Below are 25256 nucleotides of genomic sequence, written 5' to 3' on the forward strand. Positions count from 1 at the left end.
TCTCCGGTTGACCTTGCGCCGGAAAGGGACCCGCCGTGCAGCCTGAGCAGATCGACCGCGACCTCGTGGACTTCGGCGTCCTCGGCGGGTGGATGGACGGCCGGGGCCTGCCGGTCGGCCCGTTCGAGGACGTCGCGCCGCTCGCGGGCGGCACGCAGAACACGCTGATCCGGTTCCGCCGGGGCGGCCGCGACTACGTGCTGCGGCGCGGGCCGGCCCACTTGCGCGCGAGGACGAACGACGTGCTGCGCCGCGAGGCCCGGGTGCTGGCGGCGCTCGACGGCACCGACGTCCCGGCGCCGCGCCTCATCGCGGCCTGCCCGGACGAGTCGGTGCTCGGCGGCGCGGTCTTCTACCTGATGACGCCGGTCGAGGGCTTCAACGCCACGGTCACGCTCCCGGACCTGCACGCCGGCGACGCGTCGGTCCGGCGCGAGATGGGCCTGAACGCGGCCCGCGCGCTGTCGGCCCTGGGCGCGGTCGACCACGAGGCCGCCGGGCTGGGCGACTTCGGCAAGCCGGAGGGCTTCCTGGAGCGGCAGGTGGGCCGCTGGATGTCCGAGCTGGACTCCTACAGCGCCCTGGACGGCTATCCCGGCCCCGACATCCCCGGCCTGGACGACGTCGCCCGCTGGCTGGAGGACAACCGCCCCAAGGTGTGGCGGCCGGGAATCCTGCACGGCGACTACCACCTGGCCAACCTGATGTACTCCTTCCACGGCCCCGAGGTCGCCGCGATCGTCGACTGGGAGATGTGCACGATCGGCGACCCGCTGCTGGACCTCGGCTGGCTGCTGGCCACCTGGCCCGACCGCGACAATCGGAGCACCGCGCTGGCCGGTCCGCTGGGCGCGGCGGGCGGCCTGCCGCCGGCGGACGAGCTCGTCGCGGCCTATGCCGAGCGGGAGGACGCCGTCGCGGGCCGCGACCTGTCGTCCATCACCTGGTACGCGGTGCTCGCCTGCTTCAAGCTCGGGATCGTCCTGGAGGGCACGCACGCGCGCGCGTTCGCCGGGAAGGCTCCGAAGGAGACCGGCGACCTGCTGCACGCGATCACTCTGGGCCTGTTCCAGCGCGCCCACGGGTTCATCGGGTCGTGATGGAGATCCGCGGGGGCGGCCCCGGCGACGCGCCGCTGATGCTCGCGATGCTGGACGGCGCGGTCGCGTGGCTCGCGGCGCACGGCCGGACCGGGCAGTGGGGCCGCGAGCCCTGGTCGGCCGATCCGCGCAAGGTGGAGCGGATCACCGGCATCGCCCGCGACGACGAGATCTGGGTGGCCGAGGCGGACGGGCGTCCCGCCGGGGCCATGGCCGTGGCGTCCCGCCCGCCGCGCTACGTCGACCCGGTCGACGAGCCGGAGCTCTACATCACGCTGCTGGTGACCGACCGCGCGTTCGCCGGGCGCGGGGTGGGCGGCGCGCTCATCGCCAAGGCGAAGGACGAGGCCCGGGCGAAGGGCGCCTCACTGCTGCGCGTCGACTGCTACCGCGGCGACGACCGGCGGCTCGTCGACTACTACCGCCGCCACGGGTTCGAGCCGGCGGCGGAGTTCACGGTCGGCGACTGGCCGGGGCAGCTGCTGTCGCAGCAGGTGAAGCCCGCCGAGGTTGAAAATCCGGGCCGCGGGACGCAGCCTGGGGAGTGACCGGCGCGAACGGGGCAGTCGGTGACGCCCTTACGCCGCACGGACGGCGACCGAGCCGCTCGCCTCGTTCCGCCGGTCGACACTGACGTCGGATTTCCGCCAGCGCGCCCGCCCGGTGCCCGGGCACGCTCGGACCATGCCGGACGACTTTCGCTTCGGCGTCGTGGGCGAGTCGATCCGGTCGGGCTCCGGCCTGGCCGGGACCGCCCGCCGCGCCGAGGAACTCGGATATGACGTTCTGACGCTGCGGGACCACTTCGTCGCCGAGCCCTTCGGCGACCAGCTCGCCCCGATGGTGGCGCTGGCGTCCGCCGCGGCCGCCACGCGCACCCTGCGGCTGGGCACGATGGTCCTCGCCAACGACTACCGGCACCCGGTGATGCTCGCCAAGGAGGCCGCCACCCTCGACCACCTGTCGGGCGGGCGGTTCGAGCTGGGCCTCGGCGCCGGCTGGCTGCGCGCGGAGTACGAGGCCGCCGGGATGCCCTTCGACGCGGCCGGGACGCGGGTCGGCCGCCTGGAGGAGTCCCTGCGCATCCTGCGGAGCCTCCTGGACGGCGAGAAGACCGTGTTCGCCGGGGAGCACTACCGCATCGACGGCCTGACGGTCTTCCCGCGCCCCGCCCGGCGTCCGCCGCTCGTCGTCGGCGCCGGCAGCAGGCGCATGCTCGGCATCGCGGGGCGCCTCGCCGACACCGTCGGCGTCCTCCCCCGCGCACTCCCCGAAGGGGCGATCTCCGACGAGATCACCGAGCGGCTGCCGGACACCATCGCCCGCAAGGTCGACCTGGTGCGGGAGGCCGCCGGAGAACGGGACATCGAGCTGAGCATGATGGTGACGCCCGCGTTCGGCCCCGACCCCCGGAAGGCGGCCGCGCGGGTCGCGGTGACGCGCGGCTGGGGGACGTCGGCGGCCGGCCTCGTCCTGGACATGCCGTCCCAGTTCGTCGGCCCGCCCGAGCACATCGCCGAGCAGATGCTCGCCCGCCGCGACCGCTACGGCTTCACCTACTATCAGGTCCCGGACGCGTGCATGGAGGAGTTCGCCCCGGTCATCCCGCTGCTGGCCGCCTAGCCGGCGGCCTTGGGCGGGGTCGGCGAAACCGGCGTCCACGGCGGGGCTCAGCTCCGCCTCCGTGAGGCGGTCCCCTTCCCAGGTGCCGACTTCCAAGGTGTCGACGAAGATCCCCACCATAAGGAACCCGTTTCATTCAATGGAAACGGGATCTTGCCGGGGTGGCGGGGTCGGCGCTCGCTGCGGACCATGAGCGAGACGCCGTCCAGGGAGCCGGTGCGGGAGGGGGCCGGAGAGCTGAGAACGGGGATCCCCCGGTGATCTCGCGATACCGGGGGATCCCCGTTTCCCATGCACCGGCAGCCCTGTGCCGGGTCTGTGCGAGTCCGCAAGAGCCGCGGTGAACCGGCTCGCGTGCGGGCCTCGGGACGGATGGGTCAGGAGCCGAAGGGGCGGGGCTTCCCCTTCTTGCCGGCGCCGTGGCCCCAGGAGAGGACCTCCCACTTGACGTTCTTCAGGTGGCCCTCGCCCGTGCCGGCGTTGTACTTGCTCTTCGGCTTCCCGCCGTCGAGCAGGTAGCGGAAGGTGTAGGTGTCCAGGTCGAGCATGACGCCCCGGTGGGACGGCTCGCCCGGCCCGCGGTCACCGATGAACCCGGTGACGGTGCGGCCGTGGTAGCTGACCTTCACCTTGGTGTGCATGGGCCAGCTCGGGCTGGCGAACAGCCCCTTCTGCATGGGCTTGCCGCCCGCGGGGGCGCCGGTGTCGCCGTTCACGCCCGACCCGTCGTCCCAGAAGTAGGACGCGGTGGTCTTGCCGCTGAGCAGGACCTTCGGGTCCTTCTTCGCGCGCTTGACGTCGGACTTGCCGGCCTTCTCGGACTTCTCGCCGGCCTTCGAGCCGGCCTTCGCCGCGCTCTCGCCGTTCTTCAGGGTCCCGTGCGGGGAGGTCTTGTGCTCCTGCGAGGCGACGGCCTGCTGCGACAGGAACTGCTTTTCCGGAGCGGAGTCATCGCTGGCGGCTGCGACGCCGGCCACGAGCATGCCCGCGAGGGCGGTGCCGGTGACGCCGGTCAGGACGACGTTGATCGCTCGCTGCTGCATGGATTTCCTTCGTTCGGGGTACAGGGCTGCCGCTCGCGCTGATGGCGCGCTGCTCCCCCCGGTGGCGATGCGCCGTTTCCGGGCAGGGGTGAGCGGCTCCGAGACTCGGGACTCGGGAGATGCCGTCGCGGTGAAGGATCCGCTTGGAACGGTCCACGGGCATGGCGGACCGCGCCCGCGCTCAGCTCCGCACGACCGTTCTCGGGCGTGCGTGAGGCACGGGCTTCAATGAAGCGGAAGGGATGCCGACCGGGGGCTCACAGGCTCGGCCCGGTGCGGCCGGTGCATGGTACGGCCGCTGTTCGGCTTGAGGATCCCGCCTGGCGGGCGGGAGGCGACGGTTATGTGATTGGCCAGGTCAAGGGCACTTTGACCCGACCTGAGCTTGACTATATACGGCTTTGCCGTGCTTTCGCCAAACTCGGGTTTTCTTTACCTTTGCCCAGGTAGATCATTTTCTCGGGTGCCCACCCGAGGCCGGGCTCAGGACCGCGGAGCGCCGGACCGGAGGTCTCTTGGCATCACCACGACAGCGTAAAGAACACCTCTACCCCAACGGGCATTCCATCTGACGCCCTGCGGAAGGTAAAGCCTCGTCAGTGCGTCGGGTAGACCGTCGGCACGAGGGGGGTCGGCCCGGTGCCGCCGCTGAAGACCGGGGCGCCCGGCTGCTGCGGGACGAACGGGGCCTCCGCGTAGCCCGCCTCCGGGTATCCGGGGCTCGCGTACTCGGCGCTCCCGTAGGCGGGCCCGCCGTACGGGCCGGCCGCCGCGACGATCGGACCCTGCGCCGCCGGGACGGCCTGGGTCGCGGTCGGCGGTACGTGGGAGCCGTCGACTCGGCGGGGCTCGGGCCCGGGAACGCCGCCCCGCTCCGCACGGCGCTCGGCCAGCAGGGCCATGAGCGCGTGGGCGGTCTCGGCGTCCATCTTCAGCAGGACGCTCGGCATCCCGGACTGGTCGACGAACGGGGAGACCGAAGGGGCCGGCAGCTGCGGGAGCGCCGCCCGCATCTCCTCGCGGAGATCCTGGGCCAGCCGCAGCGCCTGTCGGTCACTGTCGCTCAAGTGTGCGTTCATCGCGATCTCCGGGGAGTTCACGTGCGGGGGTCCGGGGATCATCCTGCTAGGGATGGCGTGCAGGTGCAAGGGCTGATGCACGTGCATTTCAAGAATTCTCACCCCGTAACCCCCGCGTCCGTCGATCGTTCCGGGTCACTCCATGCCGCGCTTGCCGGGCGTCCAGAACGGCTTGACCAGCACGGATGCGCGCGGCCACCCCCGTTCGCGGACCAGATGCGCCCGGACGGCCTGCACGGTGCGCGCCTCCCCGGCTACGTAGGCGATTCCCGGTTCCGCGGGCAGTTCCAGCGCCCGCACGGCGTCCACGAGCGCCTCCGACCCGGCCGCGGAGGCGTCCCCGCGGTGGCGCCACGTCAGCTCCCCGCTCCTCGGGAGCGGCAGCCCGTCCTCCGGTCGGGAGACTTCGATCACACCGTGCACGGGAACGTCCGGCTCTGCGGCGCGGAGCATCGCGGCGAACGGGACCGAGGCCGTCTCCTCCCCGGCGAACAGGTGGTAGGCGCCCGGACGCAACCCGAACCGCCCCTCCGGCCCACCGAAAACGATCTCCTGCCCCGGCCTGGCGCTGCGCGCCCACCGGGCGCCGGGCCCATCCCCCTCGTGATCCATGACGCACAGCTGCATGACACCGGCGGCCCGGTCGTAGTCCCACACCGAGTAGGTGCGCAGCGCGTCGCGGACGGCCCCGCTGATCCACGTCCGGAGGGCAGTGATGTCGGCCACGTGGACGCGGACCTGCTGGCCGGGCGTCCAGTCCAGCCCGGGCACGCCGCCGACGCGGATCCACCGCATCCGCCCCGGCGCCGGCCGCACGTCCTCGATCCGGCCGCGCACGAACATCCGATCGACCAGCCGCCGCCGCACACCGCGCACCGCGGCGCCCTCCCCTGCGGACACGCCCACTCCTCCCATTGTTGAGATATATCTCGTTGGTCGCCGATCAAGATATATCGCCTTTCCTCCGCGCGCCAGGGATACGCCCCACTCCGCCCGAGCCGGACCTCCGAGGGTGCGGACCGGCGGCGACGGGCGGGGATACGGGCTTCGCTGCGGAGCCGTGGACCGGGGTGCGGCGTTGGGGATTGTCGGTGGTCGGCGGCATCCTGGACGGATGACCGAAACGCTCAGCCTTCAGGCCCTCAACCGCGCCACGCTGGCGCGGCAGATGCTGCTCGCCCGGCAGAAGCTCCCTGTCGGTGAGGCGGTGCAGCTGCTCTTCGGCATGCAGGCGCAAGAGCCGAAGCCGCCGTTCCTGGGGCTGTGGACGCGGGTCGACGGTTTCCAAGCGTCCGACCTGCACGCCGCGCTGCACGACCGGTCGATCGTCCGCGCCACGATGATGCGGGCCACGCTGCACCTGATGACGGCCGCCGACTACACGGCGTTCCGCACGGCGATGCAGCCGATGCTGCACGGCGCTTTGCGCGTCCTGGGCGACCGCGCCAAAGGGCTGGACCTGGAGAAGGTCGTCCCGGCGGCGCGTTCCTTGCTCAACGGGGGGCCGCTGACGTTCAACGAGGTGCGTGCGCAGTTGCAGGAGCGGTTCCCGGACGTCAACGACCGCGCCCTCGGCTACGCCGTCCGCCTGTGCGTGCCGCTGGTCATGGTGCCCACGCAAGACAGGTGGAGCTTCCCTCGCACGCCGCAGTTCACGCCGGCCGGCACCTGGCTCGGCGAGGAGCCCGCGGCCGATGAGGCCGTCGACGAACTGGTGCTCCGGTATCTGGCGGCCTACGGGCCGGCGTCGGCGGCGGACGCCCAGACGTGGTCCGGGCTGGCCTCCACCGGCGAGGCTCTGGAACGCCTGCGGCCCGGCCTGCGCGTCTTCACCGACGACAAGGGCCGGGAGCTGTTCGACCTGCCGGACGCCCCGCGGCCCGGCGAGGACGTTCCGGCCCCAGCGCGGTTCCTGCCCGAGTTCGACAGCCTGGTCCTGGCGCACGCCGACCGCCGGCGGGTCATCGCCGACGCCCACCGGCCCATGCTCACCACCAAGAACCTGCGCGTCCGCGCCGTCTTCCTCTGGGACGGCTTCGCCCGGGGCATCTGGGAGACCGAGTACAAGCGCAAGGTCGCCGCACTGCGGATGCGTCCGTTCGAGCCCCTCCCCCGAGCGGCCGTGGACGAGCTGACCGCCGAAGGCGAGGCGCTCCTGCGGTTCCTGGAACCGGCGGCCAAGGAGACCGTCGTCAGCGTCGAGTCCTCTTAGGCGATGGCACGGCCGAGCCCTTCCCAGTAGGGGGCGCGGAGCTCCTTCTTGAGGATCTGGACACCACCCGGTACTGCACGCCGTCCCCTTCCGAATCTCGTTCGGTTCTGCGCGGCCGACCCTATCGATCGCGGCGCGGCCCGCGGAAGCACCGGCCCGCCGCCACATGCGGACATGACGCTGTGAGCGTGGACAACTTCGAATAGTGATCAATCTGATACATTCGTTGGTTGAAAGATCCATCAAATGGGCGCAAGCTGTGGCCGACGTCCGGAATGCCCCGCCCGTTCCTACTGACCGACCGCCGACAGGACGCGACCAATGTTCGAGATCTGGGAGACGAGTGAGCCGGCCCGGCTCATCAGCGACGCGGGGAGCCTGAAGGTGGCGCTGGAGAAGATCGACACGATGTGCCGCCTCCGGCACGACCAGGCCGTGGCCCACGTCGGCGAGGCGGGCGAGGGGTACCACTTCGAGATCAGGGATCACGACGGCAAGGCCCTCGCGCGGCTCAGCTACGTCCCCGACACGTCCCGCGCGTACCAGAGCGTCGTGGTCGAGGAGATGCGGGGCGCCGACGGCTCGTGACCGCGTCCCTCAGGCGGCCCCGGTCTTGACGGCCGGGGCCTTCGCATGCCGCGGACGTCCCCGGGTGGCAGGATGCTTCGTGACCTTTGACGCCGGACGGCGGGAGCGGTGGTGCGGAAGTCGTGGCGACGCCATGCCGGGCCGGCCGATCGTCCCGGGGACATCGCCGCCGCGCTGATCGCCGAAGCGCTGCGGGCCCTTTCCCTCAATGACGGCGCGGCCTTCGGCCGTCTCGCGGCAGGGCTGGCAGACCGTCCGGGGCATTGGACGCCGACCGTCGACCGGTGCCTCGCCGCGCGCCTGCGCCGAGCCGTCTCCACGGCGTGGGCCCGCGGTTGGCAGCCGGCCGACGTGACCCGCTACGCGACCCGCCGCCGCACCGCCCGGCACGCGCGCCTGGCCGCGGACGCGATCGCCGGCGAAATGCGCGCCTACTCCCCCACCACCGTGGACGACCGCTGGCATGAGCAGCTCGCCACCCTCCAGGCGACCGTCTGGTGGACGGACGACGCCTCACATCCGTCCGAATGGTGCGTGCGCGAAGGCGTCGACCGCACGGCGTACATCACAACGGCGCTCGAACTGATCCACCTCCTGGAAGGTCTCCCGAGACTCCCCCACCTGACCCCGGCTCCAGGCATGTCCGACGGAACGTTCGATCGGGAGACCCACGCGAGGTCTCAAGACGTCGATCAGCGAATGCTGGGCAAGGTCAGGGCGCTGCTCGCCAAAGCGGAGTCGACCGAGTTCCCCGATGAGGCGGAGGCGCTGAGCGCCCGCGCCCAGGAGTTGATGGCGCGGCACAGCATCGACCATGCGCTGCCGGCCGCGGAGAGCGGCGACACCGCCGGGCCCGCCGGGCGGCGCATCGCGGTGGACAGCCCGTACGACGCGCCGAAGGCGGTCCTGCTGACGGTCGTGGCCGACGCGAACCGGTGCAGGGCGATATGGCACCGTGAGCTGGGCTTCTCCACGGTGATGGGGTTTCCGGCCGACCTGGCCGCTGCGGAGATGCTGTTCACGTCGCTGCTCGTCCAGGCGACGTCCGCCGTGGTGCACGCGGGTCCGCGACGGGACGCGCGAGGGCGGTCAAGGACGCGGTCGTTCCGCCACGCCTTCCTCAACGCCTACGCCGCCCGCATCGGTGAGCGGCTGCGCGAGGCCGCGGACAGGGCGGCCGCGGACGCCGGCGGGAAGGATCTGCTTCCCGTGCTGGCGGCGCGCGACCGGGCCGTCGAACAGGCCGTCGACGCGATGTTCCCGAACCTCGCCAAGGGACGGGCGGGTTCGGTGTCCAATTACGAGGGCTGGGTGGCCGGGCGGGCGGCCGCGGACCTGGCCAGCCTGAACGGGCGCTCCGAGATCACCGGGGCGTTCCGCCGTCCGTAGCGCACGGGGTCCCCCCGGGGGGCGAGGGGGACGTCCGGTCATGTGCTTGCTTCTTTCTGGTCCGTGCTGGTCGCGGGAGCGGGTCAGGCCTTCTTGCGCCGGGTGTTGCCGCCCCGGCCGCGCAGCGGCACGCCCGCCTCCTTCAGGACGTTGTAGATGAACCCGTACGACCGGCCGGTCTCGGCGGCCAGGTCGCGGATGCTCTCGCCCGCCGCGTAGCGCGGAGCGAGCTCGGCGGCGAGCTGCGTGCGTTCGGCACCGGTGACCCGGGTGCCCCTCGACAGTGTGCGTGCCACGGGGACCTCCTGTTCCAAGGCTGCGCCGCGGGGCCCGTCCCCGCAGCTCACAGCAGTGTTGATCTCCCCAACGTACACATTCCCCCTGATTACGCCGTCGATGCCGCGCGAATCACCGCGAATTCGGCCAGAGCTGGTCTTATCCGTGGTGAACGGCGTGTCGGAACTAGACAGACGTCCCTCGGACCGCCGTCGACCGCCCGATCCGCACGGCCGCCCCCCGCACCGACCCCCAGACCGGAACCCGATCTTTTTCCACAACCCACCTGCTCCCGCCCCGTCCGCCGCCTCACCAGGCGGACAGGGCGCAGGCGAAGAAGCCCGAAGCCGTCCCCCGGCCGCCACCGCTCCCAGACAGCTGCGGTCAACCGACCGGACCGCAGCCGGACCCCGTCCCCGCGACACCACCCCGGGCTCCAGGCGGCGGCCGACGAGGGGGCTGGAGTCGATGAGGCACCCCAGGCTGGGGTTGATGGGATCGGGACGAACCGTGAACCCGCCTAGCGTCCGCCGAGCGGGCCGGTCGGGACGACCGGGCCGGGGGCGGCCAGGACCGGGCCGGTCAGGACCGCGGGACCCGCGGGGGGACCGGCGGGGCCGGCCGGAACGGGATCGGCGGGGCTCGGCGCAGCCGCCACGGCGTCCGTCGTGAGGGCGGCCGCGGTGGCCTGGGAGGCGGCTTCGCGGAGGGAGAGGTCGGAGCGGCGCAGCGGATGCCGCAGGGGCTCGAACGGGAAGAGCGACGTCTCGGCGAGCCCGTCGACGACCAGGAGTTCGCCGGGGTCGAGGAGCCGCCAGCCGGGCCGGTCGTCCATCGGCTCGCTGGCGATGACGACGGCGGGCACGGCGTCCTGGGCGCCGGGATCGGCCGCGCCGCCCTGCCCCGGGGACAGCACCCACAGTTCGTTGCTGTCCGGATAGCGCAGCGCCCAGAGGCGTCCGGCCTCCGCGATGAGCAGGTTGAGCGCGAAGACGGGGAGCTCCGCGCCGATGCGGCGCACCGCCTCGATGATCCCGGTGGTCGTGTCGCCGCGGCGCCGGATCTCCGCGGTCAGGTAGGCGAAGACCAGCTCCGAGTCGGTCTCCCCCGAGACGTGGGCGCGCTCGACGTCCGTCAGCCACGTCCGGAGGATGTCGAGGCCCTTCACCACGCCGTTGTGGGCGAACAGCCGGTCGCTCATCACGAAAGGGTGGCAGTTGTGCACTGTCAGCCCGCCTACGGAAGCGTCGCGAACGTGCCCCACGAACGTGTGGGACGGGACGTTGCGGGCGTGCAGGTCGAAGTCCGCGTTCTCGAAGGCGGCCAGGGGCGCCCGGTCGCGGACGGGTTCACCGCCGAGGGAGAACCAGCCGAGACCCGCGCCGTGCTGCATCCGGTGACTCTGCGCGCGCAGGCTCCGGGGCGCGTCCAGCAGCCAGTGCGCCGCCCTGACCCGCGGGCCGCCCGTGCTCATACCGAAAAGTCGGCACATCTGGTTACCTCTCCGATGACTTTTACTGCGGGTGACGAACATTTTACCGAACGTCGCAGCCGACGTCCGGCGAACTCGCGGTGTCCCCGACAGGCGCACCCGGACGTCCGGCAGAGAGAAGGCGGCCCCGTCCCCGCGCGGTTCACTGCTGGTCAACGAACCGGTGCCATGCTGGAGGATGCCATGCCCGAGGACGCGGCCACCGAGTTTTGGAAGAACCTGACGCCGATCCGGAACTCGCGGAAGCCGGACGCCCTGCCGGAGGTGCACCTGCCGCACGTCTCCACCGACGACCGCTAGTACGGGCCGTTAGTACGGGCCGTTCACCGAGACCGGGTTCGCCAGTCGGGCCCACTTCACACGCGTCTTCCGCGAGCGCTTCGGCCGTACTCCGGGCGCGGCACGCCTCGGGTGAAGTTATCCCCAGAACCCCGTTCTACTGCTTCGGGTCCGGACGGCCGCGCATGCTGGCCAGGTCCCGTCCGGAAGGAGCAGCCCATGGCCACGATCACGTACTCCGTCCCGTCCACCACGACCTCGCGGTTCGCCGTGGCCGCCGAGAGCATCCCGCGCGACCTCGGCGCCCTCCTGCGCCGGACCGCATCGGGCCCCTACCACGCCCACATCACCGGACGGCTCGGCTCACCCCAGCTGCAGGTCGCGCGAGAAGACCTCACCACGCTGCGCTGGAACCCGGGTGACGTCCGCGCGGCCGGCCCCGAAGACCTGCAGGCCGCCCGCACCTTCAACAGCGCGACGGAGTTCGCCGTCGTCACGGCCTTCGCACCGGTCACCGACCAGCCCCGCGGCGTCCAGGTCGCCCGCGCCGCCGCGCACACCATCGCCAAGGCCACCGGCGGCATCACCGCCGACCTCGTCACGGGCCACGTCCTGACGGCGGCCGCCACCGAGCGGACGCGCTTCGTCCTGGCCGACCGCTGGCTCGGCGACGTCCTGCCCCCGTTCCGCGCCAACGGCCGCTGCACGGCCGCCGACCCCGACCTCGACCCGGAGGGCGTCAACGGCTGCGCATGCGTCCGCCTGCGCACCCGCGGCCTCCGCCGCTTCGGCCTGCCTGAGCTGCAGATCACCGACGTCGCCTGCCCGCACGACCTGGCCGCCCTGAACGTCCTCCGGACCGCCGCCCGGCGCCTCCTGACCGACCACTGGACCTGGCTCGCCACCGGCCCGGCCGCCCGCACCCGCACGGTCTCCGCCACCCTCGGCCTCTCCCACCGCGACTTCAACGACTTCTGGGGCACCACCCGCCGCGTCCACCTGACCCCGCCGGCCCCCTTCCAGGTCACCCTCTCGTCCTTGGCCTCCCGCCTCATCGCCTTGAGCCCGCCCGCCGACTTCGACGGCACGGTCAACGACTGGCTCTGGGGCGACACCCTCCCCATGGGCATGTACGACGTCCTAAAGGCCCCCGCGGACCCCCACCTCGCCGCCTAACTCCAACGACCCCTCTTCGGGGTCTGCTCATTTGGACGACGGTGGTGGATGAGGGGGGCTGCGATGTTCGCTCCGCCACCCAGCGGCGGCGCCCCAGCCGGTCGCAGAACTCGATGCCACGTCGATGGACGGGCGGCGCAATGCACCGACCACGCGGCCGGAGGTGCAGGTCGGCGGCGTTCTGCGAGCTCTTCGGCGCCGCATCGCGAATCGCTCGGTCGATTCTCCGGCCTGTAGAGCGCTAGCAACCGGACCGTGCGACCGAGCGCGCGCTTCGGAAAACTTCGCGTCGCCCAAGGAGACCGGTAACGCCGAGTGAGATTTATGGCACCGTGCGGTCACCCGCACTGTGCCGCAGTGCTACTTCTCAGCCACGACCGTCGTTATGAAGCTGCGCACTGGGTCCGTGCCTGGAGCCTGCGAACCGACTCTTCGGAAAGTGCCTATCAGCAGGCGTGTCGCGAATTCTCTCCGCGCGTGCCCACGCGCCGTTCCCAGTGTTCGCCAGGCCGCCTACATCTCGGTTCAAGCGGGACGTACCGCCCATTTCGGCTGTTCCGGCGATGACGCAGGACGGTGAAGGCCATTGAAGCGAGTGTGGCCAATGTTCAACGCTCCGTAGCCGAATTGACTACGATCGGCACTCACACGGTGACCGACGCGATCCCCCGGGGCGAAGATGAACCGTTTTCTGGCACATCCCAGGCTGGCCGTACTGCTCGGCGGCTGGCTCCGCTGCACCGGCGGAGTCCTGGGCTGTACCGCGATGGCCGGCGCCATCTCCATAGGCGCGGCTCCGCCATCGGACGCCGCCGCTCAAAACGAACCGGAGCCGCGCAGGTCCCAGTCGCCGACCTGCCGCCAGGCGATGAGCGTCGGCGACTGGTACACCGCGCACAAGTGCAAGGAGGCATGGCGCTCGATGTACGAGAGGTCTCGCAGAAGGTCAGGGCGCGACCGGGAATTCTCCCGCCGGCCGCACCGGCACACCTGGAACTCCGAGATCGAACACGGGCGTTCCTCGCCCGTACCGTCCGAAGAGCACAGTCCGCGACCGGCGCTGCCGGATCCTGCGAGCGCTGAACCTCCGTCCCCACCCCGAAAGAGCACTTTTCGCCCGACGCCGTCCACACCGAAGCCGACTCCCACCCGGGACCAGTCGGCCGAAGCGGAGTCGCGTCCTCCCACACTGCAGCCGGTCCTGCTGCTGAGTCTGCTCATCCCCGCCGCGGCGGCGATCTGCTACCCCTTCCGGCACCGCCTCTACGCCGTCGCGACCGCCGGCACGGCCGCCCTTCCAGTGCCCGATGAGGAGGACGAAGCGCCGGCGGGCTTCGGCTACCGTCCCGTCCTCGACCCGTTCGCCCTCCGGGCCACGGGCCTGTCGGGCTCCGGCGCCGTCTCCACCGCGCGCGTGCTCGCCCTGACCGCTCTCGACGAGCACGGCGACGACTCCCTGGTCGTCGTTCCGCGTCCGGACGCCACAGTCCTGTTCGGCCTGGCCGAGGACGAACTGCTCGACGACGACACGGACGGGCTCTTCATCCCCGGCAACCTCGACGCGGCGCTCGCCTACCTCGAAACGGAACTCGCCATCCGCGAGAACACCGGTGTCACGCAGGCGCGCCGACTTCTGCTCGTGGCCGACTGCACGCAGGAGGCCGACAGGATCCACGCGCTTCTCGCCCGGCACCCGGGCGGCGTATCCGCGATCCTCCTCGGCCCATGGTCGGGAGACACGGCCACCATCGACGACAACGGCCTGGTCGACGCCCCTCCCGGGCTCGCCTCCGGCCTGCCCGACCGCGTCCCGGCGCTCTCCCGAGTCGAGGCCCGCGACCGCCTCCTCGCCGCCCTCGCACGGCACCGGGAGACCAAGAAGCCCTCTAGACGCCGCTCCTCACCCCGGCGCCCCTGACGACGAAGCACCACCCGGGACACGACAGACGGGACACGACAGAAAAGGCTCCGAACCCGGCGACGGCCGATCGCTCTCCCAGGGCAGGCCGCGTCCAAGGCGTCCGGCGGCGGCGACGAGCCGAGACGCCAGGCGGGCCGCAAACGCTGGATCGCCCGGCGGACGGCCGCCCGCAACGCCTTCGAAGGCAGGCGGTGGTCAGGCGGCGGGCTGGTCCTGTGCGTTGATCTCGGTCCTGGCCGTGTCGAGGGTTCGGAGTGCGCGGCTGAGGGGGCCGAGGTCCGGGGGCTGGTCGGCGTCGCCGTCCACATAGGCCGAGCAGCGCAGGACCCAGGCGCGGATGACGTCCTCGGCGTGCTCCTCGGATCGGCGCGTCCTGGCCAGGGTCAGGCTGCGTTTCTCCTCCGCGACCTCCTTCGCCAGGGCCTCGTCCGTTCGGAGCGCCTGGACGTCGGAGAGGGCGTAGCGGCCGAGCTGGTCGGCCTTGAGCCCGCGCTCCGAGGCGATCCGGTCGAACGTCCGGCGCGGCCACCCGAGGATGGTCACCGCTCCGCCGGCGTCGACGGTGCCGGTGAGCGGACCCTTTCTGGCGGCGACCACCGTCCGCACGGTCTCCGGGTCGAGCCGGTCCAGGTCGCGCACGAGGTAGACCGGGTGGCCGCGGAAGCTGCTGACGACGGTGAGGGCGCCCTCGGCGACGAGGACTTCGATGTCCCGCCGCTCCACGTCGAGGCTGACGCGGGCGGCGAGCCTGGCGGCGGCGCGCGCCGAGCCGATCGGCGGTTCTTCGCCGAATCTGGCGATGACCTCCTTGCCCGCCTCCCGGGAGTCGTCGGCCAGGTCGGCGGACCACCGCTCGCCGTTCAGGTCCGGGCCCGGAAGGATCCCGTGCTCCAGCCCCACGCGCAACTGCCACCGGGTGAGCCCCAGGTGTTCGGCGAACTGATTGGCTCCGTACTGCGTGCGGTTGATCTGCGCAGGCATTGCCGTGCCTTTCGTGCCGCGATTGGGATTGACGCCGCACAGCCTCCCTGACGCAGTCCCCCAGCGGTAGCAGAATGCGATTCTGTGGATAACCGGAAAGGGGGCTCGCTTATTCGGGCAGTTCGGGCAATTGGCCCATGGTTCGAGTGCGGGGTCCGGCATGCGAGGCTGGACGGCATGAAGCCTATTGACCGCCTGGGAATCGGCCTCGCGGCACTGGGGCGGCCCGCGTACATCAACGTCGGCCGGGCCGGTGAACTGCCGCCCGGCCGGAGCGTGGAAATGATGCGGGACGCCACCTGGACCGTCCTCGACAGGGCCTACGAGGCGGGTATCCGATGGGTGGACGCGGCACGCTCCTACGGCAGGGCCGAGGAGTTCCTGGCAGGCTGGCTCAACTCACGCCGGCCCGATGATATGACGGTGTCCAGTAAGTGGGGCTACACCTACGTCGGCGACTGGAAGACCGACGCCGCGGTGCACGAGGTCAAGGAGCACAGCCTTGACCGGTACCGCTCCCAGTACAGGGAAAGCCGCGGGTTGCTGGACGGGCATCTATCCGTCTATCAGGTTCACTCGCTGACCGGAGACAGCCCGCTCTTCCAGGATCTCCGCCTACAGGAGGCGATGGCCGAGCTGAGCGCCGAGGGCGTCCGCGTGGGCTTCTCGACCTCGGGTCCAAGGCAGGCTGACACCATCCGCCGGGCGATGGCGTTGCACGTCTCCGGCCAGAGGCTTTTCAACACCGTCCAATCAACGTGGAACATTCTGGAGACGTCAGCCGAGGATGCCCTGCGCGAAGCGCATGACGCTGGACTGCGCGTCCTGCTCAAGGAGGTGCTGGCCAACGGGAGGCTCGCCGTCGATCCGCCCCCGGCCGTGCGGAGCATCGCGTCCGAGAACGATGTGCGGCCGGACGCGCTCGCATTGGCGGCCGCCCTCAGCCGGCCTTGGGCGGACGTCGTCCTCATCGGCGCGGTCAGCCCCGCGCAACTGGAATCGAACCTCGCGGCGTTGAACGTGGTTTTCGACGAGCGTCGGCTACGGGCGCTGTCGGAGCTGAGCGTCCCACCGGAGGGCTACTGGGCCGAACGGAGCGCACTGCCCTGGACGTAGGCGCACGTTCGCCGAGCAGCCTCCGCCTCATGGCACGATTGACCAGCCCCACCATGATCGGATTTCCGTGCCATGCAGTCAGACCTTCCAGAGATGATCGGCCCCTACCGTGTGGTCGCCCGGCTCGGCACCGGTGGGATGGGCGAGGTGTTCCTCGGAGCGTCGCCCAGCAGGCGCCTCGTCGCGGTGAAGGTCATCCGTCAGGAGTTTCTGGACGATCCCCGATGGCGCGCGAGGTTCCGCCGTGAGGTGACGTCGGCGCGCTCGGTCAGCGGCTTCTACACGGCACCCGTCGTGGACGCCGACCCGGATGCGGACCGGCCCTGGCTCGCGACGCAGTACATCCGCGGTGTGAGCCTCGCCAAAGTCGTCCGGGAGAAGGGGCCGCTCCGCGAACGTGCAGCGTGCCGGCTGGGGGCCGGGCTCGCGGAGGCGCTGATCGCGATCCATCGCGCGGGCATCGTGCACAGGGACCTGAAGCCGTCGAACGTCCTGCTCGCCTCGGACGGGCCGAGGGTCATCGACTTCGGCATCGCGAGACCCCTCAACGCACTGCCGCTGTCCCGCACGGAGATCCTGGGGACGCCCGCCTACATGTCACCGGAGCAGGCTCTCGGCGACCCGGTTCACCCGGAGAGCGACGTGTTCTCCCTTGGCTCGACTCTCGTGTTCGCTACGACGGGCGCGGCTCCCTTCGGCAGCGACCACAAGGTGCGCAGCCGCATCGTGCACGGCGAACCCGACCTCACCGAGTTGCCGGACCCGATGCGCGGACTCGTGACCCGCTGTCTGGTCAAGGACCCCGGAGAACGTCCCACACCGGAGCAGATCCTGGTCGCCTTGTCCACGCTGCTGGACGCCCACTACGGCGAGGAATGGCCGCCTGTCGACGTCGAGCAGCTCATCGGCGTCCACGAACGGACGCTGGTCGAGTTCACGGCCGAGTTGCCGACGCTCCGGGAGCACTAGAGCGGGTTATCAGGGCAGGCCCTCGACGAGCGCGTCCCAGAAGGCGGTCTCGTAGGCCGCAGGAGGCGGGCCGCGCGGGCGATCTCGACCGGGTCTTCACCCGCTGCCAGCCCGGACACGACCACTCCAGGTCGGCCACCATCGCCAGGGCCACCTCGGCGGCCGTCCCAAATGCCGTCCTTTGTGCGAGATACGCTGGATATGCCTGCGCGAAGGGCTTCGGGTCATATGCCATGAGATTCTTCTCACTTTGCCCGAGCGCGGCCGCGAACTCCCCGAGGAGCGCCAGCGCCCGCCCTTCGCCCTGCGCGAGCCCCAGAAACAGCCCACCGGACGGCGAATCGGGAAACCTGGCCGCCGACAGCGCGAAACGGCGCCGACCGCTGCCCACGAACCGGTACTCCTCGCCTGCCAGCCAGACCAGGCGCTCCCTGCGCGGCTCGCCCCTTCGAGCATGTCGACGAAGCGGTTGGCGGTCGTCGCCGCGGCCATGTCCCCGCGGGTGCGCGCGCGAGGAGATCGGCGGCTCCGTTGTCGGCCATGACTCCAACGGAGCACCCGGGCCGGGCGTCCGTCAACGCGACCGGCCGGATCGCGCGGGTGATCACGCGGATACGATGAAGAGCGGAAGTCTACGCAGGTGTGGACGCAGTTGGGAGTGAGCGAGTATGTCGGATTTCGAGCTCGACCACGCGGGCGGCCGGATGCCTCTGGAGGTCAGGGAGGCCACCGAGGGGCCGTCAGGTCTGGTCGTCGGCAGCCTCTTGAAGGAGACGGGGCATGTCACGCTCGATCCCGGCTTCACCAATACCGCGTCCACGACGTCCGCCATCACCTATATCGACGGCGAGGCGGGGATCCTCCGCTACCGCGGGTACCCCATCGAGGAACTGGCGGAGAAGTCGTCCTTCCTTGAGGTGGCCTATCTGCTGATCTATGGGGAGTTGCCCACGGCCGATCAGTTGGCCGACTTCACCGACAAAGTGCGCAACCACACGTTGCTGGACGAGAAGTTCCGGGCGTTCTTCTCCGCGTTCCCGCGCCGGGCCCACCCCATGGCCGTCCTGTCGTCCGCGGTCAGCGCCCTGTCGACCTTCTACCAGGACAGCCTCGACCCGTTCGATCCCGAGCAGGTCGACCAGTCGAGCATCCGGCTCATCGCGAAGCTGCCCACCATAGCGGCGTACGCCTACAAGACGTCCAACGGCCAGCCGCTCCTGTACCCGGACAACTCCCTCGGGTACGTGGAGAACTTCCTCCGCATGATGTTCGGCCTGCCCACGCAGCCCTACGAGATCGACCCTGAGATCGCACGCGTCCTGGACATGCTGTTCGTCCTGCACGCCGACCACGAGCAGAACTGTTCGACCTCGACCGTGCGGCTCGTGGGGTCCAGCCAGGCGAACCTGTTCTCTTCCGTGTCCGCGGGTGTGGACGCGCTGTTCGGCCCGCTGCACGGAGGCGCCAACCAGGCCGTCCTGGAGATGCTCGAACGCATCCACGAGAACGGCGACGACATCGACTCGTTCGTCGCTCGCGTCAAGAACAAGGAGCCCGGCGTCAAGCTGATGGGCTTCGGGCACCGCGTCTACCGCAACTACGACCCGCGCGCCGCGGTCGTGAAGAAGGCGACGAGCAAGGTCCTGGACGCGCTGGGCAAATCCGACCCGCTGCTGGACCTGGCCATGCGTCTCGAAGAGGTCGCGCTGAGCGACGACTACTTCATCGAACGCAAGCTCTACCCCAACGTGGACTTCTACACGGGCGTCATCTACAAGGCGATGGGCTTCCCCACGAACGCGTTCACCGTGTTGTTCGCCCTCGGCCGGCTTCCCGGATGGATCGCCCAGTGGCGCGAGATGATGAACGACCCGGCCACGAAGATCGGACGGCCGCGCCAGGTGTACGTGGGGCCGGGCGAGCGCCACTACGTGGACGTATCGGCTCGCTGACCGCGGCCGGGCGGCTGCTCGACGAACAGCCGCCGGTGATGTCGCGGCCGCGCCGCAGGATCGTCCGCCTGGACGACTCGGCGGCGCAGGCCCGCGTCGGCGCGCCCCTCTGACCTGCGGCTCTGGCCCCTTTATCCCCAGAATCGCGTTCTAGGGAAAGTCCTCGGCGGCCTCCTCGAAGCTGGACTGCGAACACCGGTCCACCAGCTGGGGAGGCTGCATTGCGCGTCACCATCACGGTTCCCGAAGAGACGAGCGCCGGCTTCGTCGTCGCCAGCGACAGGGAGCCCGGCGACCTCGCGGCGATGATCCGGCAGCGCCTCCCCAGCCCGTTGGCCGCGGCGGTCGCGGGCCGCCTCGGCACCCCGCGCCTCGTGTTCGCCGACCACCCCGCCGACAGTTCGCCCTGGGACTTGAGCGAGGTGTCCGGCGCCGATGAGGACGACGCTGAGCGGGCCCGCCTGGCCAAGCGGCACATCGGCGTCACATGCGTCATGCCGGTCGGTGACCTGCCGTCCGGGCCGCACCTGGCCCGCGCCACCGCCAAGGCGATCGCGGAATCACTCCGCGGGGTGCTCGTAGACCTCGCCACCGGCCGGACCCTGCCCGCAGCTCGCCTCAACCGGTTGGACGACTTCGTCCTCGCCGACGACTGGCTCGGGACCGTCCTGCCGCCCTACCGGGACTCGGGACGCTGCACGGCCGGCGAGGACGACATCGACGGCTGCAACTGCGTGGCTCTCAGAACCCGGGGGCTCCGCCGCTTCGGCCTCCCCGAGCTGGAGATCACGGACGTGGCGTGCCCGCACGACCTGGCGGCGCTCAACATACTCCGCACGACCGCGCAACGCCTGCTGCCCCTCGGCAGGCACCCCGGCGAGCACGTGCTGCCCGGCGAGCTGATGCTGACGAGCGCCGACTTCTCCACGTTCTGGGGCAACCGAGACCCCATGTGGGACGACGGCCCCATCGGTGTCCGGCTGGCCGAAGTCACGCCCGGCCGCCTCGGCATCCGCGCCCCGGCGTCCTTTCCGGGCACGTTGAACGAATGGCTTTGGGACGAACTCCCGCCCGTCCTGCACGAACTCCTCACCTGCGAACCCGACCGCGCCACCCCACCGGGCTGAGCACGAAGCCCTTCGTCCCTCACCGCAGACCCGCAGCCGCAGCCGGGGACCCCCACGGCTCGCCCACCATTCAGCATCTCCACGGCGCAGACCGGGGTGACGTGCTCACCAGAACAAAGCGCCATGCCGTCTCAGCGTCTCCACCTCACAGGCCGGAGTGACGTGCTCACCAGAACAAAGCGCCATACCCTCTCAGCGTCTCCACCTCACAGGCCGGAGTGACGTGCTCACCAGAACAAAGCGCCATACCCTCTCAGCGTCTCCACCTCACAGGCCGGAGTGACATGCTCACTAGGACAGCGCGCCATGCCGTCGCGAGTTCCCCGCCTGCGTACAGAGCGAGGACCGGGGCGTCAAGTTCAGCGTCTTACTGTCGAGGGCACCCCCTGAGCAGCGTCACCGGACCCGCGCGGGGTCGCTAACGTCGTGCGGCATGGAGGACGTCGAAGCGCCCGGGTCGCTCGCGAGAGTGCTCGCGGATGTCAGAGCCGAACGCGAGGCCCAAGATCGCATGTGGGGAGCGCAGGAATTCCCCGACGGAAGCGGACCCGCCTTCGCCGAGGCCGCGGACGAGGCCAAACGGGAATGCGCCGCCGCCGTGCAGCGGGGCGAACTGACGTGGAGGCACATTCTTGCCGAGGAGTTCTTCGAAGCCCTCGCCGAATCGGACCCCGCCGCTCTCCGCGGCGAGCTGGTGCAGACGGCTGCGGTCGCCGTCCACTGGGTCCAGTCCTTGGACCGGCGGCACGGCACCACCGTCCATCCCGCCAAGGATGGCGGCCAGGCCGAAAAGCTGGTCCGAGACAGGATCCCCGAGATCATCCGGGCGGCGGGCGGGCGGCCCGAAACGCGCGTCGCCGACGCCGACGAGCATGTCGGGCGGCTGCGCGCCAAGCTCGTCGAGGAAGCCGGCGAGTACATCGCGAGCGGCGACCCGGATGAACTCGCCGACCTCCTCGAAGTCGTCCACGCTCTCGCAGCGGCCCACGGCATGAGCCCCGCGGACCTAGAGCGCCGACGTTCCGCCAAGGCGGAGGAGCGAGGCACGTTCAGCAGGCGACTCATCCTCCGCCTCCAGCGGTGACCTGGGGCACCGCCGCCCGACCCCGCCCAGCGGCCAGGCCGTCGCAGGGGGAAGGGGCCGCTCAACCGGATTTCGCGGCCGCCTGCTTGCGGCGGTGGGCCTTCTGGCGGCAGGACGCGCTGCAGTAGCGGGCCGGACGGCCGGTCGGCGCCGGGGTGATCGGGTTCCCGCAGATCTCGCAGCGTGTTCCGTTACGAGGGTCGAGAGTTTCGTTTCGTTTCGTCGTGGGACGGAGTGCGTCGGAGGCAAGGAGCGTCATACGGCCGCGGCGCCCTTCCCGCCGGTGCGCGCGCTCCATGTGCATGGCGCCGACCATGAGGGCGCGGACGTCCTGCACGTCCACGTCGGAGCGGACCGCGCCCGCGGCCTGCGCCCTCCGCAGCAGGACGCCGAGACCCGCTGTGAACCGGTCGTCCACCCCGCAGGTGTCGAAGCCGCTCAGGTCGTCTGCCAGAGCGTCGCAGAGCGCGTGGTTGTACATGGCCCGCTCGACGACCCGGGCGAAGAAACCGTAGAAGGCCCCGGCCGGGTCGTCCGCGTCCCGCAGGGCCTCGGCGTCCTCCACGATCTGTTCGATGCGAGTGGTGACGACGGCCCGGAACAGCGCCTCTTTGGTGGGGAAGTTCCGGTACACCGTGCCGGCTCCCACTCCGGCGCGCCGGGCGATGTCGTCGAGCGGGACGAGGCGGCCGTCGGCGGCGAACGCCTCGAACGCGGCCTGGAGGATGCGCTCGCGGTTCCTGCGCGCGTCCGCGCGCCGGGGCGCGTTGCTCACACGGGCCTCCTGCTGCGTTGACAAACGGGGCGGTCGTTCCGGTACCGTTCTAAGCGGGTTGTACGTTCCGATTATAGGAGGGCCGATGGCGGTCGCGGCGGTAGAGGAGATGCGCGGAAGGCTGGGCAGGGTCGGTGCCGTGCTCACGACACCGGTGGCGCCCGCGGACGAATGGCGGCGTGCGGCCCGGCGCGTCGAGGAAGCGGGATACGGCTCGATCTGGGTGAACGAGGCCATCGGCGGTCGCGAGGTCTTCGCGCAGCTGGGCGTGCTGCTCGCGGCGACGGAGCGCGCCGTCCTCGGATCGGCCGTCGCGAACCTCTGGGCCAGGCATCCCGCGTCGATGCAAGGGGCGGCGTCGGTTCTGGCGGACGCCTATCCCGGCCGGCTCGCGCTGGGTGTGGGGGTGAGCATGCCCGCGAGCGTCGAGGCGAGCGGGCAGAAGTGGACGAGTCCGCTGAACCGGATGCGCGAATACCTCGACGGAATGGACGCGGCGGCCGGCGCGGCGCCGGTCCCCGAGGTGCCGTTCCCGCGGCTGCTGGCCGCGCTCGGCCCGAAGATGCAGGGTCTGGCGCGCGACCGCGCGGACGGCGCACTGCCCGCGGCGATGCCCGTCGAGCACACCAGGGCGGTCAGAGAACGCCTGGGCCCGGACAAACTCGTGGTCGTCGTGCAGACCGCGATCCTTGAGGCCGATCCAGAGAAGGCCCGCGCCGTCGCGAGGCAGGCGCAACTGCTCTCCCTCCCCGGCTCCCCCTACGTCCGCTCACTGAAAGAACTGGGCTACCCGGACGAGGCGCTGACCGACGGCGGCTCGGACGAGGTCATCGACGCATGCTTCAACTGGGGCGACGAGACCGCGATCGGCAAGAGGGTCCAGGACCACCTGGACGCCGGGGCCGACCATGTGGCCCTCGCCGTCTTCACACCGGACCTGGCAGCGTGCGCCGACCTTCTTGAACGACTCGCCTCCGCACTCCCGGCACAACGCGCCGAACAGCCATCCCGGCGGTAGGTGTCGATGGTCGGGCTCCGCGAGGCGTTGGGGCCTGCCGTCTCGGGCGCGCCGGGGTTGGCCGGCGCGTGGAGAGTTCGGAGCCGATCAAGGCTGGCGGCCCGTGGCGGATCGCGCTAGGGGGCCGTCGCCTGCGGGCTCAGGCGGGTGTGGGTCAGCTGGGTTGTACCAGGCGGGTTTCGTAGGCGGCTATCACCAGCTGGGCTCTGTCGCGGGCTTGGAGTTTGGAGAGCAGGTGGCCGATGTGGGTCTTCACCGTGGCGGGGCTGAGGTGCAGGTGGTCGGCCAGTTCGGCGTTGGAGAGGCCGCGCGCGATGAGGGTGAGGACCTCGCGTTCCCGGTCGGTCAGGGCGTCCAGGGCGGCGGGCGGGGGCTGGACGGGGGCCGGGCGGCGGACGAACTCGGCGATCAGGCGGCGGGTCACCGTGGGCGCGAGGAGGGCGTCCCCGGCCGCGACGGATTTGATGGCGGAGAGCAGGTCCGCCGGCGGGGTGTCCTTGAGCAGGAAGCCGCTCGCCCCGGCCTTGAGCGCCGCGTACACGTAGGAGTCGAGGTCGAACGTCGTGAGGATGAGGACGCGGACGTCCGGCAGCTCGGAGCAGATCCGCCGGGTCGCCTCGATGCCGTCCATCTCGGGCATGCGGACGTCCATGAGGACGACGTCGGGGCGTTCGCTCCCGGCCAGCGCGACGGCTTCGGCGCCCGTGCCGGCCTCGCCGACGGTGCGGAGGCCGGGCGCGGTGTCGATGAGCACGCGGAAGCTGCCGCGCAGCAGAGCCTGGTCGTCGGCGACGAGGACGCGCAGATCCAACGGGGTTCCTAGGGTTCGTACGGGAAGTCGGCCGATACGGCGAAGCCGCCGGACGGGCGCGGGCCGGCGGTGAAGTCGCCGCCGTACATCATGACGCGTTCGCGCATGCCGATGAGCCCGTGCCCGTCGCCGCCCGGCAGGACGCGGGCACCCGGGCCGTCGTCGGTGACGTCGATGCGCACGCGCTGTCCGTCGGCCCGGACGCGGACGCGGCAGCGGGCGGGCGCGGCGTGCTTGACGACGTTGGTGACCGCCTCCTGGACGATGCGGTACACGGAGAGCGCGACGCCTTCCGGGAGGTTCGGGGCGTCCACCTCCAGGTCGACGTGCACGCCCGCCATGGCGGCGCGTTCCGCGAGGTCGGCGAGGTCGGCGAGGCCGGGGGCCGGGCCGAGGTCGGCGTCGGTGCGCAGGACGCCGAGGAGGTGGCGCATCTCGGAGAGGGAGCTGCGGCTCGTGGCCTCGATGACGCGGAGGGCGTCGAGGGCCTCGTCCGGGCGGGCCGCGGCGACGTGGACGGCGACGCCCGCCTTGACGGCGATCAGGCTCATGCTGTGCGCGACGACGTCGTGGAGTTCGCGGGCGATGCGGAGCCGCTCGTCCGAGACGGCCTGGTCAGCGAGCCGGCGGGCGGAGTGCGCGGCCTGCGCGCGGCGCTCCCGGACGGCGCGGCCGAGCGTCCAGGACGCGCCGAGGACGGCGAGGCCGAGCAGCACCTCGCCGGCGGCTTCGGCGTGCCAGTCGGCGGGCCCGACGATGGCGCCGCCGAGGATGAGGACGGCGCTGACGACGCCGATCAGCGGCGTGGGGATCCAGCGGCGGCGGCGCCGGGTGAGGGCGACCGGGTAGAGGGCGAACGCCGCGGCGGCGTAGGAGTCCCAGGGCAGGCCGAGGACGAGGGACGCGGTCGAGGCGGCCAGCACGGCGGTGAAGACGGGCACCGGCCACAGCCGCCGCACCGCCAGCGGAAGACCGGTCGCGGCGGCGAGCGGGACGACGGCGAGCGCGGAGACCCCCGGGGCGGCGGGCAGCGTCACCAGCGCGAGCGTGCCGATGACCGCGACCGCGGCGTCCAGTCCGATGAGGGCGCGCCGGCTGAGCCGCATGAAGAACGGGGAGCGCAGCTCGGGTTCGTCCACGTCACGACGGTACCGGCACCCGCGGACGCGTCGCCTCGTACCACCGGCCGTCATACCGGGGTCGGAGCCGGGCGGGCGCCTCCGAGCACGGTCGGAGGCGAAGGTC

The 25256-nt window shown here is 71.3% G+C and carries 23 protein-coding genes and 1 pseudogene; 15 read left to right on the plus strand and 9 right to left on the minus strand.

Going from position 1 to position 25256, the window contains the following annotated elements:
* Positions 1 to 35: 35 nt before the first annotated feature.
* From ABTW95_RS07300 to ABTW95_RS07310, 3 genes are all read left to right on the plus strand, one after another.
* A complete protein-coding gene (locus ABTW95_RS07300) occupies positions 36 to 1100 on the plus strand; it encodes a phosphotransferase family protein (RefSeq protein ID WP_396447902.1) in 1065 nt (354 codons plus the stop codon).
* A complete protein-coding gene (locus ABTW95_RS07305) occupies positions 1100 to 1648 on the plus strand; it encodes a GNAT family N-acetyltransferase (RefSeq protein ID WP_396447930.1) in 549 nt (182 codons plus the stop codon). Before ABTW95_RS07300 ends, ABTW95_RS07305 begins: the two co-directional genes overlap by 1 nt.
* Positions 1649 to 1784: 136 nt before the next feature.
* Positions 1785 to 2723 (plus strand): TIGR03621 family F420-dependent LLM class oxidoreductase, encoded by a 939-nt coding sequence (locus tag ABTW95_RS07310; protein WP_500225489.1) that lies wholly within the window; start codon positions 1785 to 1787, stop codon positions 2721 to 2723.
* A 377-nt stretch (positions 2724 to 3100) separates the two neighbouring features.
* On the opposite strand, the gene ABTW95_RS07315 is transcribed toward ABTW95_RS07310, so the two are convergent.
* The 3 genes from ABTW95_RS07315 to ABTW95_RS07325 form a co-directional block, all read right to left on the minus strand.
* Positions 3101 to 3766 carry a hypothetical protein gene (locus ABTW95_RS07315; protein WP_396447900.1) on the minus strand — a complete coding sequence of 222 codons (666 nt, stop codon included), beginning with the start codon at positions 3764 to 3766 and terminating at the stop codon, positions 3101 to 3103.
* A gap of 596 nt (positions 3767 to 4362) precedes the next feature.
* Positions 4363 to 4833 (minus strand): hypothetical protein, encoded by a 471-nt coding sequence (locus ABTW95_RS07320; RefSeq protein WP_500225490.1) that lies wholly within the window; start codon positions 4831 to 4833, stop codon positions 4363 to 4365.
* A gap of 147 nt (positions 4834 to 4980) precedes the next feature.
* Positions 4981 to 5745: a siderophore-interacting protein gene (locus tag ABTW95_RS07325; RefSeq protein WP_500225492.1), complete on the minus strand. Its 765-nt coding sequence runs from the start codon at positions 5743 to 5745 to the stop codon at positions 4981 to 4983.
* Positions 5746 to 5959: 214 nt separating this feature from the next.
* On the opposite strand from ABTW95_RS07325, the gene ABTW95_RS07330 reads away from it, so the two are divergent.
* The 3 genes from ABTW95_RS07330 (at position 5960) to ABTW95_RS07340 (ending at position 9034) form a co-directional block, all read left to right on the plus strand.
* Positions 5960 to 7057: a winged helix DNA-binding domain-containing protein gene (locus ABTW95_RS07330; RefSeq protein WP_500225494.1), complete on the plus strand. Its 1098-nt coding sequence runs from the start codon at positions 5960 to 5962 to the stop codon at positions 7055 to 7057.
* 321 nt (positions 7058 to 7378) lie between these two features.
* Positions 7379 to 7645, plus strand: a complete 267-nt coding sequence (locus ABTW95_RS07335; RefSeq protein ID WP_396447897.1) for a hypothetical protein — start codon at positions 7379 to 7381, stop codon at positions 7643 to 7645.
* Positions 7646 to 7756: 111 nt separating this feature from the next.
* Positions 7757 to 9034 carry a DUF2786 domain-containing protein gene (locus ABTW95_RS07340; protein ID WP_500225496.1) on the plus strand — a complete coding sequence of 426 codons (1278 nt, stop codon included), beginning with the start codon at positions 7757 to 7759 and terminating at the stop codon, positions 9032 to 9034.
* A gap of 83 nt (positions 9035 to 9117) precedes the next feature.
* Here the strand turns inward: ABTW95_RS07340 and ABTW95_RS07345 are convergent, their stop codons facing one another.
* Complete coding sequence (locus tag ABTW95_RS07345; protein ID WP_176196825.1) at positions 9118 to 9330, minus strand: helix-turn-helix domain-containing protein; 213 nt, start codon at positions 9328 to 9330, stop codon at positions 9118 to 9120.
* 500 nt (positions 9331 to 9830) lie between these two features.
* On the minus strand, positions 9831 to 10844 hold the full coding sequence (locus ABTW95_RS07350; RefSeq protein ID WP_500225498.1) for a class II glutamine amidotransferase: 1014 nt from the start codon (positions 10842 to 10844) through the stop codon (positions 9831 to 9833).
* Between the two features lie 295 nt (positions 10845 to 11139).
* Here ABTW95_RS07350 and ABTW95_RS07355 point away from each other — a divergent pair.
* From ABTW95_RS07355 to ABTW95_RS07365, 3 genes and pseudogenes are all read left to right on the plus strand, one after another.
* Positions 11140 to 11217: pseudogene (locus ABTW95_RS07355) on the plus strand (hypothetical protein); the annotation flags it as partial.
* A gap of 83 nt (positions 11218 to 11300) precedes the next feature.
* On the plus strand, positions 11301 to 12257 hold the full coding sequence (locus ABTW95_RS07360; RefSeq protein ID WP_396447894.1) for a hypothetical protein: 957 nt from the start codon (positions 11301 to 11303) through the stop codon (positions 12255 to 12257).
* A 1300-nt stretch (positions 12258 to 13557) separates the two neighbouring features.
* A complete protein-coding gene (locus ABTW95_RS07365; RefSeq protein ID WP_396447892.1) occupies positions 13558 to 14175 on the plus strand; it encodes a hypothetical protein in 618 nt (205 codons plus the stop codon).
* A gap of 198 nt (positions 14176 to 14373) precedes the next feature.
* Here the strand turns inward: ABTW95_RS07365 and ABTW95_RS07370 are convergent, their stop codons facing one another.
* On the minus strand, positions 14374 to 15159 hold the full coding sequence (locus ABTW95_RS07370) for a hypothetical protein (RefSeq protein WP_500225499.1): 786 nt from the start codon (positions 15157 to 15159) through the stop codon (positions 14374 to 14376).
* 177 nt (positions 15160 to 15336) lie between these two features.
* On the opposite strand from ABTW95_RS07370, the gene ABTW95_RS07375 reads away from it, so the two are divergent.
* From ABTW95_RS07375 to ABTW95_RS07395, 5 genes are all read left to right on the plus strand, one after another.
* Positions 15337 to 16275: an aldo/keto reductase gene (locus ABTW95_RS07375; RefSeq protein WP_500225501.1), complete on the plus strand. Its 939-nt coding sequence runs from the start codon at positions 15337 to 15339 to the stop codon at positions 16273 to 16275.
* Positions 16276 to 16368: 93 nt separating this feature from the next.
* Positions 16369 to 17244: a serine/threonine-protein kinase gene (locus ABTW95_RS07380; RefSeq protein ID WP_500225503.1), complete on the plus strand. Its 876-nt coding sequence runs from the start codon at positions 16369 to 16371 to the stop codon at positions 17242 to 17244.
* A 668-nt stretch (positions 17245 to 17912) separates the two neighbouring features.
* The gene (locus ABTW95_RS07385) at positions 17913 to 19196 is read left to right on the plus strand and encodes a citrate synthase (RefSeq protein ID WP_396447888.1); all 1284 of its coding nucleotides are present in this window, start codon (positions 17913 to 17915) and stop codon (positions 19194 to 19196) included.
* A 221-nt stretch (positions 19197 to 19417) separates the two neighbouring features.
* On the plus strand, positions 19418 to 20323 hold the full coding sequence (locus ABTW95_RS07390; protein ID WP_396447886.1) for a hypothetical protein: 906 nt from the start codon (positions 19418 to 19420) through the stop codon (positions 20321 to 20323).
* Between the two features lie 433 nt (positions 20324 to 20756).
* Positions 20757 to 21407 carry a hypothetical protein gene (locus ABTW95_RS07395; protein ID WP_500225505.1) on the plus strand — a complete coding sequence of 217 codons (651 nt, stop codon included), beginning with the start codon at positions 20757 to 20759 and terminating at the stop codon, positions 21405 to 21407.
* A gap of 61 nt (positions 21408 to 21468) precedes the next feature.
* Here the strand turns inward: ABTW95_RS07395 and ABTW95_RS07400 are convergent, their stop codons facing one another.
* Positions 21469 to 22182: a TetR/AcrR family transcriptional regulator gene (locus ABTW95_RS07400; protein ID WP_396447884.1), complete on the minus strand. Its 714-nt coding sequence runs from the start codon at positions 22180 to 22182 to the stop codon at positions 21469 to 21471.
* 109 nt (positions 22183 to 22291) lie between these two features.
* Between ABTW95_RS07400 and ABTW95_RS07405 the strand changes: the two genes are divergently transcribed.
* A complete protein-coding gene (locus tag ABTW95_RS07405; protein ID WP_500225667.1) occupies positions 22292 to 23200 on the plus strand; it encodes a TIGR03620 family F420-dependent LLM class oxidoreductase in 909 nt (302 codons plus the stop codon).
* A gap of 154 nt (positions 23201 to 23354) precedes the next feature.
* Here ABTW95_RS07405 and ABTW95_RS07410 read toward each other — a convergent pair whose 3' ends face one another.
* Together ABTW95_RS07410 and ABTW95_RS07415 are read right to left on the minus strand one after the other, a co-directional pair.
* On the minus strand, positions 23355 to 24011 hold the full coding sequence (locus ABTW95_RS07410) for a response regulator (RefSeq protein WP_500225507.1): 657 nt from the start codon (positions 24009 to 24011) through the stop codon (positions 23355 to 23357).
* Positions 24012 to 24019: 8 nt separating this feature from the next.
* On the minus strand, positions 24020 to 25150 hold the full coding sequence (locus ABTW95_RS07415) for a sensor histidine kinase (protein WP_396447881.1): 1131 nt from the start codon (positions 25148 to 25150) through the stop codon (positions 24020 to 24022).
* Between the last annotated feature and the right edge of the window lie 106 nt (positions 25151 to 25256).

Source organism: Spirillospora sp. NPDC127506, assembly GCF_040302145.1.
Taxonomy (GTDB): domain Bacteria; phylum Actinomycetota; class Actinomycetes; order Streptosporangiales; family Streptosporangiaceae; genus Spirillospora.